The organism is Patescibacteria group bacterium, from assembly GCA_018819405.1.
Taxonomy (GTDB): Bacteria; Patescibacteriota; Patescibacteriia; order UBA1558; family GWA2-36-10; genus XYD1-37-29.
The window spans coordinates 782342-795431 of the sequence record JAHJQF010000001.1 but is presented as its reverse complement, the minus strand read 5'-3'; the positions used below and the strand labels follow the sequence as shown (position 1 = coordinate 795431).

Here is a 13090-nt window from a genome sequence, read left to right as displayed (position 1 = left end):
TTATTTTAGGATCTTAGTAAAATATATAGATTCTGAATCAAATTCAGAATGACAATAGAAATGGAAAATAAAAGAAAAAAAATAATATTAGCAGGTGGTGGTACACTGGGTTCAGTCAGTCCGCTTTTGGCAGTAGCCGACAAATATTTGGCTGATTATCTTTTTGTCTGTACTGAAAATGGGCCAGAAAGAAAAATAATTGCTAAACATAATATTGATTTTGTAGCCATTAAAAGTGGTAAGCTTAGACGCTATTTTTCTTGGCAGAATTTTGTAGATATTTTCAAAATAAAATTAGGATTTTTTCAGAGTATAAAAATAATTATAAAGTTTCGTCCAGATATTATACTTACTGCTGGTAGTTTTGTGGCCGTGCCAGTTGCTTGGGCTGCTTGGTTGCTGAGAGTGCCAGTTATTGTCCATCAGCAAGATATCACTGTTGGTCTGGCCAACAAACTCATGGCGCCAGTAGCCAAAAAAATTAGTGTGATTTTTAAAGAGCAGGAAAAAGATTTTAAGCACAGCAAAGTAGTAGTGACTGGCAATCCGACGATTGAAAATCAAACAGAGACCAGACAAAAACCTGTAGTAGTGATTACTGGCGGAGGAATTGGTGCTCGTGGTCTAAACAAGTTTGTAGCCCCTTTTGTACCCAAGCTGCTTGAGTATTATGAAGTGCATCATGTCTTGGGCGCTAGTAATTGGGATCAGAGATTAAAATTTGATAATTATCTTCCTTATAAATTCATAGAACAGGGCATGGTCAATCTTTTGTCTCAAGCTGATATTATAATATCGCGTGCTGGGATGTCGCTTATTTCAGAAGCCGCGTCCTTAAAAAAAGCTTTGATACTCATCCCCATGCCGCATTCACATCAGGAGAGAAATGCCAGCTTTTTGGCCAAGCGTAATGCTTCTTTGATGGTTCGCGAAGGCAATCCGCAGATTATGGATAGGTATTTGGACAAGATTTTGACCAAAGAGGAGTTGCGCCTTGGCTTGGGTCGCAATTTGTCAGGCCTCTTCCCAAAAAACGCAGTTAATGATTATATAATACTAATTGATAAGATAGTTGATAAATGATATGAAAAAAATAGTTATTACACATGATTTAGGTCTGTCTTCTGAAGATATGGGAAGATTAAAATCTCTTGGCGATGTCGTTGTTTATGACAGTAGGCCAAGTTCAGTTGATGAGTGGTTAGAAAGGGTTAAAGGAGCTAATATTATTTGTAGTGGCATATCAGGATTAAAAGACGGTTATAAAGATTTAAAAAATGTATTTATATCACTTCCTATGGTAGGCTATTCTTATTTGGATAAAGAAATTTTAGAAAAAAATAATATTAAAGTTGCTAATAGTCCAGGGTGTAATAAAGATGCTGTAGCTGAATGGATTGTTGGTATGGTTATTAATTTATTAAGAGATCTTTTATTTTTTGTAGATAATAATAGTTTACCAAAAGATAAGGCTCCACAAGCAACACGCAGTTTGGTTGACAGAAAGATATTAATTTTAGGGAAAGGTAATATTGGCACAAGAGTGGGAGAGATATGTGAAGCTTTAAAAATGAAAGTAAGTTTTTTCAAAAGAGGGGATAATTTGATAGATAAAGTTAAGGGACAAGAAATAATTGTGAATTGTTTGAGCGCTAATGATAGTTCTGTCAATTTGTTGGATGAAAATTTTTTTAATGCCTTGGAAAAAGGGATATTCTTTGTATCTGTAAGTAATAATACAGTATATAATGCTAAGTCAATGTTTAAAGCCTTAGACAATGGAAAAATATATAGAGCGGCTATAGACGAAGGCACTATGCCAGCCGGAGCTACTGATGATGAATATTATCAAAAATTATTAAATCATCCAAAGATATTAGCTACACCCCACATTGCCTATAATACAGATTATACTGACAAGCTTGGTAATAAAATCATGATTGATAATATTGAGGCATATTTGAATAATAAGCCAATAAACTTAATTTATTCTTAAGTAAAAAAATGACCATAGATTTACAAAAAATAAATAAGGTATATCTTTCTGGCATTGGCGGCATTGGATTGTCTGCAGTGGCTTATTATTTTTTGGGACAAAAAAAACAAGTTCTTGGTTCAGATTTGGTCAAATCAGAAGTGACCAAACGTTTGGAAAATGCGGGAGTAAATATTTTTTTCAAGCAAAAGGCCATTAATGTACCAAAAGACATTGACTTATTTGTCTATTCCTCAGCTTTGCCTGACGATCATCCTGAACTGGCCAAAGCTAAAAATCTCAAAATTCCTGTTATGACTTATTTTCAGTTTTTGGGCTGGCTATCAAAAAATTATAAGACTATTGCCGTGTCCGGTACCAACGGAAAGACCACAACTACTGCTATGTTGGGACTTTGTTTGGAAAAAGCCGGTCTGGATCCAACGGTGATTGTTGGCTCTTTAGTGCCACAGTGGGGTAGTAATTTTAGGCTGGGAGAGTCTGATATATTGGTAGTTGAAGCCTGCGAATGGCAAGCTCATATGCTAGAGCTTGATCCCAATATAATTGTTATTACCAATATTGCCGAAGATCATTTGGATTATTATAAAGATTTGTCGGATATCAAAAAACATTTTCAAAAATTTGTGGCCAAGTTGCCGCCTGACGGCTTGCTAGTCAAAAATATTGATGACAAAAATAGTCAAAATATAAAATATAGCGGTCAGACTTTGACCTATGGTAAATCAGAAAAAGCTGATTACTTTTTCAAAAATTTGGAGATAGAGGATGGCAAACAAATATTTGATACTAATAAGTTAGAAAAATTAGAATTGTCAGTGCCAGGACTCTACAACGTCTACAACGCCCTGTCAGCTACAGCAGTGGCTGATTATCTGAATGTAAACAAACATCAGATTTGGAATTGTTTGAGTGATTTCAAAGGTACTTGGCGGCGTTTTGAAATAATTGGAAATATAAAATCAAATATTGTGGTATCAGATTATGCTCATCATCCTGATGCAATCGTTGGTTTGCTACGCGGAGCCAAAGATTTTTATCCGGACAAAAAAATAATTGCTGTTTTTCAACCTCATCATCACAATCGAACCAAGACACTTCTGGATCAGTTTGCCAAGGCATTTTATCTAGCTGATCAGGTGATAATTTCTGAGGTCTATCATGTGGCTGGCCGGGAGGATAAAAAAATAGATAAAGTATCTGGTCAGGATATAATTGACAAAATGCTCAACTCAAAAAAATATTTTGCCCGTGATTTCAAAGAAATAAAAAATATTTTGAAAACCATCAATCCTACTGACAGTGTGATTTTGTTTATTGGAGCAGGGGATATTGATAATCTAGCTAGAGAAATAATTGATTAATTATTATGGGCAAAAAAATTTGCATCTGGGGAGATAGTATAGCTTATGGAGCCGGTGATATGGAACTTGGTGGCTGGGTTAGTAGATTGACTACATATTTGCGAAAACAAGATAGAGATCATCGTGTTTATAATATGAGTATTTCCGGTGACATATCAGGAGAAGTCCTAGATAGATTTAAAGCAGAAGCAGAGGTTAGGAATCCAGATATTATAGTTTTTGCTATTGGTATAAATGATAGTCAATATTTAAATAAAGAAAAGAAAGTTAGAGTATCTAATCTGGATTTTAAAAATAATATTAAAGAATTGATTTCCCAGGCTAAATATTTTACTAATAAAATAATATTTTTAAGTTGTACGCCTGTTGATGAAACAAAAACAAATCCAATACCGTGGCACATTAATAGAAATTATAATAATAATCGTATTGAGAATAATAATAAAATTATAAAAGATATTTGTAAGCAAAATAATCTAAGTTATATAGATATATATTCTGAATTTTTAAAACAAAAAGATTATAAAAAATTATTACACGACGGATTACATCCCAACGCAGATGGACATAAATTAATGTTTGAGATTATAAAAGAAAAACTTGGTTTATGAAAAAATTATTTATCAAAAATCGTCAAGGAGAAAAATTATCAGTCATTGTAGAGATAGCCAAAAATCAAAAAGGCTTAGTTTTCATTTGTCATGGATTGGGAGGTTTTAAAGAACAATCTCATGTCCAAATTATCAATAAAGCGTTTATAGAAAATAATTATACTACTATTATCTTTGATGCCGCCGACAGCATTGGGGAGAGCGAAGGTGATTTTTCTACGGCGACGCAGACTTCTTATTATCAGGATTTGGAAGATGTAGTTAACTGGACTAGTAAACAATTGTGGTACGAGGAGCCTTTTGTCCTGGTGGGACATAGCGCAGGAGCGGCCAGTGTTATGATCTATCTTGATAATTATACAAAAAAAGTAAAAGCCATAGCGCCCTTAGCTGTAGCTTACAACGGTCAAAAAGTTTTGGAAAGATTTTTGCCGCCAGACAAAGTAGCCGAAGTAGAAAAAACAGGTTGGCATATTGGTAATTATATTTCTAAAGATCCCAACCAGCCGGAAGTCAGCTTGAAGTTAAATTGGCATAATTTTAAAAATGACATAGTTTTATATGACATTTTACCAATATTACCAAAAGTGACTATACCAATACTAATGATAGTCGGCAGCGAAGATCCATTGATGATTCCCAAATATCAGAAAATTATCTATGATAAGATAAATAGTGACAAAGAATTGCATATTATCCAAGGTAGTAGTCATACTTTCAGAGAGTCAAAGCATCTAGAAGAAATTTATCATATTTTTGACAAGTGGATAAAAAATAAATTATGACCAAATATATTATCAATTCCGGTGGCCTGAGAAACAATCCGGACAAGCACAAAAAATATTTAGCAGAAATAGTCAAAGATTTGGGTAACAAGCCAAAAATTTTATTATGCTTTTGGGCGCAAAAAAGAGAAGACTGGGAAATTTCTTTTGCTGAAAAATCAGAATCATTGGCTCAGCTTATGCCAAAAGGCATAAAAGCAACTTTTGAAATGGCGACCCCAGATCAGTTTGAAAAACAAGTTGCAAATAATCAGGCAATTATCATACACGGAGGTGATGATACTTTGGTCAAATATTGGTTGTCAAAGTTTGATCTAAAAAATTTATTTGTCGGCAAAGTAGTAGCTGGTTCTTCGGCTGGCGCTGATGTCTTGGTCAAACATTTTTGGACTTGCGATTGGCGACAATGTATGGACGGTTTGGGGATTTTGCCAATTAGGTTTATACCGCATTATAAATCAGATTATGGTATAGATGACCCTCGCGGGCCTGTGGACTGGGACAAGGCGTATCAGGAGCTTGAGAGCTATGGTGACAAAAATTTACCCATCCATGCTTTGCAAGAAGGAGAATTTATAGTGATAGAAAAATAATCAGTATTAAGCTTTTGTCATGCCGAATTTCTGCCCGACATGCCTGACGGTATTCATGGCAGGCGGGTACTTCGGCATCTCCAGATGATGAAGGCTAATAAATTAGAGATTCTGAAACAAGTTCAGAATGACAAATATAAAAATATTATTTTATGAAATTAGAAAAAAACGTAGTCTTAAAAAAATATACAACTTTTAAAATTGGCGGTCCGGCAGAATTTTTTGTTAATGCAAAAACTATAAAAGATTTGACTGAAGCTCTCAAATGGGCAAAGGAAAATAATCAGCCGGTCAAAGTTTTGGGTGGAGGTAGTAATATGTTGATTTCTGATCAAGGCTTAAAAGGTCTGGTGCTTAAGCTGACTTTGGACAAGTTGGAGTTTGATGGAGAAAAAATTATAGTTGGTTCTGGGGTAGTCTTGGCCTATTTACTCAATCAAGCCTTGGATAATAATTTGATAGGTTTGGAGTTTGCCGCCGGTATACCGGGCACAGTGGGCGGCGCAATCCGTGGTAATGCTGGCACTTATGGCCTGGCTATGGACAGTGTGGTCAATAAAATACAATATATAGACCAAAACTTTGAACTCAAAGAAATGGAAAAAGACCAAGCCAATTTTTCCTATAGGCATAGTATTTTTAAAGAAAATCCTTATATTATAGTAGAAGCTGAGCTTAATCTTAAAAAAGGTGATGTGGCGGCCGCACGGGCACTAGTAGCTGAGAGATTAAAATATAGACAAGATACCCAACCAAATTTGCCATCAGCTGGTTGTATTTTTAAAAATATCCGTTTTGAAGATGTAGACTTAGAAGCCTTGAAAGCTAGAAATATAGATATTGAAAAATTTAGCCAGTACAAAAAAATACCAGCCGCTTACATGATAGAAAGAGCTGGTTTAAAAGGGCACAAGATAGGGGATGCTCAAATTTCAGAAATACACGGTAATTATATTGTTAATTTGGGTTCAGCTACAGCCGAGCAAGTTATTATGCTTATTTCTTTTATCAAACAACAGGTTCGTGATAAGTATGGCATTCAATTAATGGAAGAAGTCCAACTTATTATCTAAGCCTATTAGAAATTAATTTTAGTAATTTTTTATATCTAGAAGCAAAATAGTTGTTCATCAGTTTATAGATATTAGTTTAGATTAGTTGTTATTAAATTTCTAAAAGAGGCTAACATTAGCTAAAAATATCAAAAAATAGATTTTGACCTATAAATCATTGACTTTTTGAAAAAAATCTGTATAATATAGGGGCGTTAATTATATATCAATAAATAAGCATTTTTGCTGATTTTAAAGAAAATTCTAATGACTTATTAAGAGTCATAGATGAATTTCTTTTTTTATAAAATAAATGGCAGAACAAGAGCCAAAAGTAAACAAAAAAGGGTTTCTAGAAATGGATGGGGAGGTTATTGAACTTTTGCCCAATGCCAATTTCAAGGTGGTCTTAGATAATGGCCATGAGATTTTGGCTCACCTAGCCGGTAAGCTTCGGATGTACAAAATTCGTATTTTGCCAGGTGATAAAGTAACTATTGAGATGAGCCCTTATGATATGACCAAGGGAAGAGTAACATATAGGAAATAAAATATGAAAGTTAGAGCATCAGTAAAAAAAATGTGTAAAGACTGCAAGATTACCCGTAGGAAAAATCGTGTAGTTTGTATTTGTAAGAACCCTAAACATAAACAAAGACAAGGTTAATATATTTTTATGGCAGTAAGAATTTCAGGTGTAAACATACCAAATGATAAAAGAGTAGAAATAGCCCTTACCTATATTTATGGTGTTGGTCTTACTTCTTCTCAAAAAATTATCAGACAAGCTGGTATAGACAAAAATTCCCGCGTTAAAGATTTGAAAGACGAAGAAGTCAACAAACTTCGTAAGCTTATTGAATCTATGAGAGTAGAAGGTGAATTACGTCGTGAAAAATCCGCAAATATAAAAAGATTAAAAGAAATAAAAGCTTATCGAGGCGTCAGACACGCCAAAGGTTTGCCAGTCAAAGGTCAGAGGACCAAGACTAATTCTCGTACAGTACGCGGCAACAAACGTCTGACCATGGGTAGTGGACGTGCGCCATCTGCTCAAAAGACCTAATTTTAGATTATAGATTATTTTTATAATATGGTAACAAAAGTAAAATCCAAGAAAAAAGTTAAAAAGAGTGTTAAGAAAGGCCAGGCTCATATCCAGGCTACTTATAATAATACTATTATTACTTTAGCTGATGCTCAGGGCAATACTTTGGCCTGGTCATCTGCCGGTATGAACGGTTTTAAGGGTCCTAAAAAAGCTACTCCTTATGCCGCTGGTATTATTGTCAAAAACGCTATTGAAAAAACCAAAGATTTTGGACTTCAAGAAGTAGATGTTTTTGTCAAAGGTGTAGGTGCTGGTCGTGAGGCTGCTATTCGTGCTTTGCATGCCAATGGTTTGACTATTGGTTCAATCAAAGACGTCACTCCTATTCCACATAATGGTTGCAGACCTAAGAAAACAAGAAGAGTTTAATAATTGTATAATTGCATAATTGGCTAATTGATTAATTGCTCTATTATCCTATTAATCAATTAAGCTATTAACCTATTAATTAAGATGGCAAGAAATCTAAAACCCCGACACAAAGCAAGTAGAAGATTTGGCGAAAACGTAGCCGATACTTTGAAAGATCCAAGGAAAAATTATCCGTCAGGCATGCATGGTCAAAAAAAGACCTTTGCCAAGACTTCTGAATATGGACGTCAATTAATTGAAAAGCAAAAAGCCAAAGCCATTTATGGTATTTTGGAAAAACAATTTAAACTGACTTTTGATGATGCTCATAAAATGTCGGGTGATTTGGGACAAAACTTTCTAGTGCTTTTGGAAAGTCGCTTGGACAACGTAGTATACCGTGCTGGTTTGGCTCAGACCAGAAGATTGGCTAGACAGCTTGTCAATCATGGACATTTTACTGTAGATGGCAACAAGACTGATATTCCGTCATTTCGTGTCAAAGTTGGTCAAGTAATCAAAGTAAAAGATAATAAATTAAATAAAGGGTATTGGAAAACATTGGCTGAAAAGATAGATAATGTTGAGCCAGCTGCTTGGTTGGCACTGGACAGAAAAGCCGTGTCTATTACTGTAAATAGCTTGCCAAACAAAGATGATTTGCCACAAAATATTGATACCCCATTAATAGTAGACTTTTATTCACGTTAATAAAAACTAAAAATAGGGCTATGATCAAACAAATTAGTTTACCAGAGGAAGTCAATATCAAAGACCTCAAAGATAATCGCTACCAAGTAGTGATTGAACCTTTTTTTCCAGGCTTTGGTGTGACTGTAGGCAACGCTCTTCGTAGAGTGCTTTTGTCATCATTAGAAGGTGCAGCTGTCACTGCCTTCAAGATTGAAGGCGCACAGCACGAATTTGATTCTGTTGATGGCGTCAAGGAAGACCTGGTCGAAATAATGCTAAATTTGAAGCAACTTAGGCTAAAATGTTTTTCTGAAGAACCAATAAAATTATCTATTGATGTCAAAGGAGAAAAAGTAGTCACTGCCCAAGACATAAAAAAGAATTCAGATGTAGAGATTGTAAATACTGATTTGGTCATTGCTACTATTACTGAAAAATCTGCCAAATTTGAAATGGAAATTACTGTAGAGCAAGGTAGAGGCTATGTCACTGTAGAGCAGCGTGATGAGCAAGAGAAATTGGAAATTGGTACTATAGCTATTGATGCCAGTTTTTCACCAGTTTTGAACGTTGGTTTTGAGATGGCTCACGTTCGGGTTGGAGAAATGACCAATTATGAAAAAGTCACTTTGGATATGCTGACTGATGGTACCATTGATGCCGCTACTGCAATCTCTAGAGCCGCTGATATACTTCGTGAACAGTTCAATTTTTTTGTTCAAACTGAAGAGGTGGAAGTGGTAGAGGAAAAACCAAAAAAAGCTGCCAAAAAAACAGCTAAAGCTAAAGAAGATAAAGAAGAAGAAAAATAATAGTTTGTTAAATTCAGTATAATATGAGACATAATAAAGTAGGTAGAAAATTTGGTAGAGAAAAAGCACCACGAAAAGCTATGTTGGATAATTTGGCTACTTCTTTGGTTCTTTATGAAAAGGTAGTTACTACCGACGCCAAGGCCAAAGAAATCAGACCAATTGTAGAAAAGCTTATTACCCGTGGTAAAGTAAAATCCGTCCACAATAAGCAACAAATCAACAAAACTTTGCATGATACCAAGGCTACTCAAAAGATTTTGGATGTCTTGGGACCAAGATATAAAGAAAGAAAAGGCGGATATACTAGAATAATAAAAATTGGACCTCGCCAAGGTGACGGAGCTCCTATGTCTCAAATTGAATTTGTATAAACTCAGTGTAAAAATATGGAAAGAATGACACACAAAATTGATGCCAGTGGCCAGATTGCCGGTAGATTAGCCAGCCAGATTGCTGTTTTGCTACAAGGTAAAAATAAAGCCTCTTATCAGCCACATATTGATGGCGGTGATATTGTAGAAATTGACAATGTCAAAGATATGAAGTTTTCTGGCAAAAAATTGGAAACCAAAGTTTATTATAGAACCACTGGATATCCAGGAGGAATTCGTACCAAAAATCTCAAGGACATGATGGCTAATGAACCAGCCGCAGTTTTAAAGAGCATGGTTTATGATATGCTCCCAAAGAACAAACTCAGGCCACATATGATTAAAAGATTAAAAATAAACTAACTATGGCAGTTAAGAAAGAAAATAAAGATTTCACCCCAGCTACTGGTAAAAGAAAAAGCGCTATTGCCAGAGTTAGGATTATGAAAGATAATTCAAAAGGTATCAAAATTACCATCAATGATAAAGACTATAAAGAATACCTAAATTATATTGAGTGGCAAGAAGAGATTCTCAAACCTCTAAAACTAGCTGGACGTGAAAATATTAATATTTCAATCAAAACCCATGGTGGAGGAGTGCGAGGGCAAGTAGACGCCATTAGACATGGTATTGCCAAGGCACTTTTAGCCACTGACGAAGAATTACGTACCAGTTTACGAAAAGAAGGATTTTTGACTCGTGATTCCAGAATCAAAGAAAGAAAAAAACCAGGCTTGCGTAAAGCCCGTCGTGCTCCACAATGGTCAAAACGTTAAATTAACCCCTCCGTCGAGCTAAGCTCGGCGCCTCCCCTTAACAGGGGAGGTTTTTAGTTTCAAAAAGTCCCCCTGTAAAGGGGGATTTAGGGGGTTAAAAAAGCCGCCCCAGTTGTGATGCCGGGGCGGCAGTCGGAGGCCTCGATGGTGGAGGCTATCCTCGGTAGTAGCGGCGGACGAACTCGTCGCTAACAACGTACATTCCGCAGACGCGGTTGAGCAGACCATAGCTCTGCATCCAGTCCAGGTCAGTCACACTGACCCGAGGAAAGGCAGAAGCACCTTCCGTAGATTTGACGAACTTGATCAGATCGTCATAGGTGAAATGCGCCCAGCTGTTTCCATTGTGGCGGCAGTATCTGACGATCCGAGCTGCTAGGTGCTCGCGCTCGACCTTCATTAGGCCAGAGAAGTCGAACTTGGCGCTGGGGGCTACATTACCCGTGTGCGGGTTGTTGATGGCCTGGGGCCACAGGATGTAGCGTTTCTCGTTGCTCATGTGGTAGGCGGCGCCGAGCAGGAGGCCGAAGACGATCAGGATGGCGTTGACCCACCAGGGCAGCTGCCAGAATATGTTGCCGATGCCGAAGGAGGTCAGGAACAACGAGGCCTGGGATCGGGGTCCGAATTTCAGTTCCATTGTATACTTCCCTTCTGGTGGATTAGCCACCGTTGTGAGTACGATTTTCCTTGCCGATGGTGTCCTGGAGGACCCAGATAATCGAGTGGATGATGCTCGTGATACCACCCATAAGCATTACCATGATCAGGATGCTCAGGAAATTCTCCAGCGGTTTATCGATCTTGTCCGTGGACATAATCATCTTGCACAGGGTGCAGGCACAGATGAAGTTGGTGGCTCCAGAGATCACGTTGGTAATGAGAAGTACGGTTCCGATTTTTATGACACGTACCTTCCGTTGCGGTGAACAATTTTAGGAGGAGGGTGTCTCCGCCGATAGATATCATCTATACTATATCATAATATATCATTTTTGTCAATAGAGATAAAAACACCAAAAAGATTTATTTTTGTTGGGTTTTCTGATATAATGTGGCTATATCCCGTTAGAAAATTAATGGGACAAATGTCTTAAATATACTCAATAATTAATTGCCTAATGGGTATGGTAAGCGCCCAAAAAATCACTGCCAACACTAGTTTTTTTATGACAGCTCTTATACTGCAAAAGGTGCTGTCTTTTGTGTATTTTACTCTTTTAGCTAGAGCTCTGGGAGTTGGGGCTACTGGGCAGTATTTTTTTGCTATTTCTTTTGCTACTATGTTTGCAGTTATCTCTGATCTAGGTATGTCGCCACTACTTATCAGAGAGACTGCCAAAGAAAATAATGATACCAAAAGGTGGTTTGATCAGATTTTTACTTTTAAGTTATTGCTTGCTTTAGTGACGGTCATTGTGATTTATTTTTTAGATACTATTATTTTTTATAATGACGCTGTCAGAAACCTTATTTATCTGACTACGGCAATTATTGTGATAGATAGTTTTACTTTATTTTTTTATGCGTATATTCGAGGCAAGCAAAGTCTAAAATGGGAATCATGGGGTACTATAATCTTTCAAGTTATTGTGATTGTGATGGGTCTTAGCTTATTGCAATTTACTACTGATGTTTTTATATTACTCACAGTTTTGTTGACAGCTAGTTTGTTTAATATGATTTATTCCTTCCTGATACTTTTGAATAAATTCCATGTCAAACCAGCAATATATTTTGACAAAGGATTGGCCAAAAAAATTATCAAGGTAGCCTTGCCTTTTGCCTTAGCGGCAATTTTTGCCAAGATTTATGCTTATATGGACACATTTTTGTTGAAAATATATCTTGGTGATGAAGAAGTAGGTTTCTATAGTATTGCCTACAAGATAACTTTTGCTTTGCAATTTATACCACTGGCATTTGTGGCCGCTCTTTACCCGGCTTTTACAGATTTTTTCAAAAATGATCAGGCCAAACTAAGGCAAGTTTTTAGTAAAGCTTTTAATTATTTAGCCTTCATTTCCTTGCCCATTAGCTTTGGCATTATTGCTTTAGCTCATCAGATAGTGCCATATCTTTATACTTCCGAGTTTAGCTTTTCTGTTTTTCCACTACAGGTGCTTATTGCCTCCATTCCGTTTTTGTTTATCAATTTTTCTCTGTCCAGTTTTTTGAATGCCTCAGGACGTGAAAAAACAAATACTAGGAATTTGGGTTTAGTCATGGCCTTTAATGTAATTTTAAATTTATTTTTCATCCCACGCTTTGGTATCTGGGGGGCTAGTCTGGCTTCTACCATGAGTACAGTATTATTATTTTCTCTAAATTTATTTATTGTGGCGCATATTGCTCAGTTAAAATGGCGTTATTTTTTGCCTATTTTAGGCTCATTTTTGTCTTCTTTGATAATGTATTTTGTAGTTATATATTTAAAAGATTTTATGAGTTGGTATTTTACAATTGTCCTAGGGGCGTTGGTTTATATAGTTATTATGTTTACAACTAAGACCATGTCACAAGCTGATATAATGAGTTTGAAAAAATCATTTTTTAAGACTTCATGATT

The 13090-nt window shown here is 36.1% G+C and carries 19 protein-coding genes; 17 read left to right on the top strand and 2 right to left on the bottom strand.

The genetic code is table 11. The annotated features are described in order from the left end of the window. The first annotated feature begins 60 nt into the window (after positions 1–60). The 16 genes from KKH39_04105 to rpsI all read left to right on the top strand — a co-directional run bounded on the left by KKH39_04105 (position 61) and on the right by rpsI (position 10521). Positions 61–1083 (top strand): UDP-N-acetylglucosamine--N-acetylmuramyl-(pentapeptide) pyrophosphoryl-undecaprenol N-acetylglucosamine transferase, encoded by a 1023-nt coding sequence (locus tag KKH39_04105; GenBank protein MBU1203193.1) that lies wholly within the window; start codon positions 61–63, stop codon positions 1081–1083. A 1-nt stretch (position 1084) separates the two neighbouring features. Continuing rightward, entirely contained in the window at positions 1085–1996 is a 912-nt protein-coding gene (locus KKH39_04100) for a hydroxyacid dehydrogenase (GenBank protein MBU1203192.1), read from the top strand. 8 nt (positions 1997–2004) lie between these two features. After that, positions 2005–3360, top strand: coding sequence for a UDP-N-acetylmuramate--L-alanine ligase (gene murC, locus KKH39_04095; GenBank protein ID MBU1203191.1), 1356 nt, complete (start codon positions 2005–2007; stop codon positions 3358–3360). A 5-nt stretch (positions 3361–3365) separates the two neighbouring features. After that, complete coding sequence (locus tag KKH39_04090; GenBank protein ID MBU1203190.1) at positions 3366–3971, top strand: hypothetical protein; 606 nt, start codon at positions 3366–3368, stop codon at positions 3969–3971. Further along, positions 3968–4756 carry a lysophospholipase gene (locus KKH39_04085; protein ID MBU1203189.1) on the top strand — a complete coding sequence of 263 codons (789 nt, stop codon included), beginning with the start codon at positions 3968–3970 and terminating at the stop codon, positions 4754–4756. The genes KKH39_04090 and KKH39_04085 overlap by 4 nt, the downstream gene beginning before the upstream one ends. Continuing rightward, positions 4753–5349: a Type 1 glutamine amidotransferase-like domain-containing protein gene (locus KKH39_04080; protein ID MBU1203188.1), complete on the top strand. Its 597-nt coding sequence runs from the start codon at positions 4753–4755 to the stop codon at positions 5347–5349. The genes KKH39_04085 and KKH39_04080 overlap by 4 nt, the downstream gene beginning before the upstream one ends. A gap of 152 nt (positions 5350–5501) precedes the next feature. After that, positions 5502–6422 carry a UDP-N-acetylmuramate dehydrogenase gene (gene murB / locus KKH39_04075; protein ID MBU1203187.1) on the top strand — a complete coding sequence of 307 codons (921 nt, stop codon included), beginning with the start codon at positions 5502–5504 and terminating at the stop codon, positions 6420–6422. Between the two features lie 292 nt (positions 6423–6714). Next, the gene (infA, locus tag KKH39_04070) at positions 6715–6951 is read left to right on the top strand and encodes a translation initiation factor IF-1 (GenBank protein MBU1203186.1); all 237 of its coding nucleotides are present in this window, start codon (positions 6715–6717) and stop codon (positions 6949–6951) included. Between the two features lie 3 nt (positions 6952–6954). Beyond that, on the top strand, positions 6955–7068 hold the full coding sequence (gene rpmJ, locus KKH39_04065) for a 50S ribosomal protein L36 (protein MBU1203185.1): 114 nt from the start codon (positions 6955–6957) through the stop codon (positions 7066–7068). 9 nt (positions 7069–7077) lie between these two features. Beyond that, on the top strand, positions 7078–7467 hold the full coding sequence (gene rpsM, locus KKH39_04060) for a 30S ribosomal protein S13 (GenBank protein ID MBU1203184.1): 390 nt from the start codon (positions 7078–7080) through the stop codon (positions 7465–7467). Between the two features lie 27 nt (positions 7468–7494). After that, complete coding sequence (gene rpsK / locus KKH39_04055) at positions 7495–7881, top strand: 30S ribosomal protein S11 (protein MBU1203183.1); 387 nt, start codon at positions 7495–7497, stop codon at positions 7879–7881. Positions 7882–7965: 84 nt separating this feature from the next. Continuing rightward, the gene (gene rpsD, locus KKH39_04050) at positions 7966–8574 is read left to right on the top strand and encodes a 30S ribosomal protein S4 (protein ID MBU1203182.1); all 609 of its coding nucleotides are present in this window, start codon (positions 7966–7968) and stop codon (positions 8572–8574) included. 20 nt (positions 8575–8594) lie between these two features. Further along, a complete protein-coding gene (rpoA, locus tag KKH39_04045; GenBank protein MBU1203181.1) occupies positions 8595–9368 on the top strand; it encodes a DNA-directed RNA polymerase subunit alpha in 774 nt (257 codons plus the stop codon). Positions 9369–9391: 23 nt separating this feature from the next. After that, the gene (rplQ, locus tag KKH39_04040; GenBank protein MBU1203180.1) at positions 9392–9742 is read left to right on the top strand and encodes a 50S ribosomal protein L17; all 351 of its coding nucleotides are present in this window, start codon (positions 9392–9394) and stop codon (positions 9740–9742) included. Between the two features lie 15 nt (positions 9743–9757). Further along, positions 9758–10105: a 50S ribosomal protein L13 gene (gene rplM, locus KKH39_04035; protein MBU1203179.1), complete on the top strand. Its 348-nt coding sequence runs from the start codon at positions 9758–9760 to the stop codon at positions 10103–10105. A gap of 2 nt (positions 10106–10107) precedes the next feature. Then, complete coding sequence (rpsI, locus tag KKH39_04030) at positions 10108–10521, top strand: 30S ribosomal protein S9 (protein MBU1203178.1); 414 nt, start codon at positions 10108–10110, stop codon at positions 10519–10521. A 154-nt stretch (positions 10522–10675) separates the two neighbouring features. Here the strand turns inward: rpsI and KKH39_04025 are convergent, their stop codons facing one another. Both KKH39_04025 and KKH39_04020 read right to left on the bottom strand, forming a co-directional pair. Beyond that, the gene (locus KKH39_04025) at positions 10676–11161 is read right to left on the bottom strand and encodes a hypothetical protein (GenBank protein MBU1203177.1); all 486 of its coding nucleotides are present in this window, start codon (positions 11159–11161) and stop codon (positions 10676–10678) included. Between the two features lie 22 nt (positions 11162–11183). Beyond that, a complete protein-coding gene (locus KKH39_04020; GenBank protein ID MBU1203176.1) occupies positions 11184–11339 on the bottom strand; it encodes a hypothetical protein in 156 nt (51 codons plus the stop codon). A 309-nt stretch (positions 11340–11648) separates the two neighbouring features. Between KKH39_04020 and KKH39_04015 the strand changes: the two genes are divergently transcribed. Next, positions 11649–13088: a flippase gene (locus tag KKH39_04015; GenBank protein MBU1203175.1), complete on the top strand. Its 1440-nt coding sequence runs from the start codon at positions 11649–11651 to the stop codon at positions 13086–13088. Positions 13089–13090 lie beyond the last annotated feature (2 nt).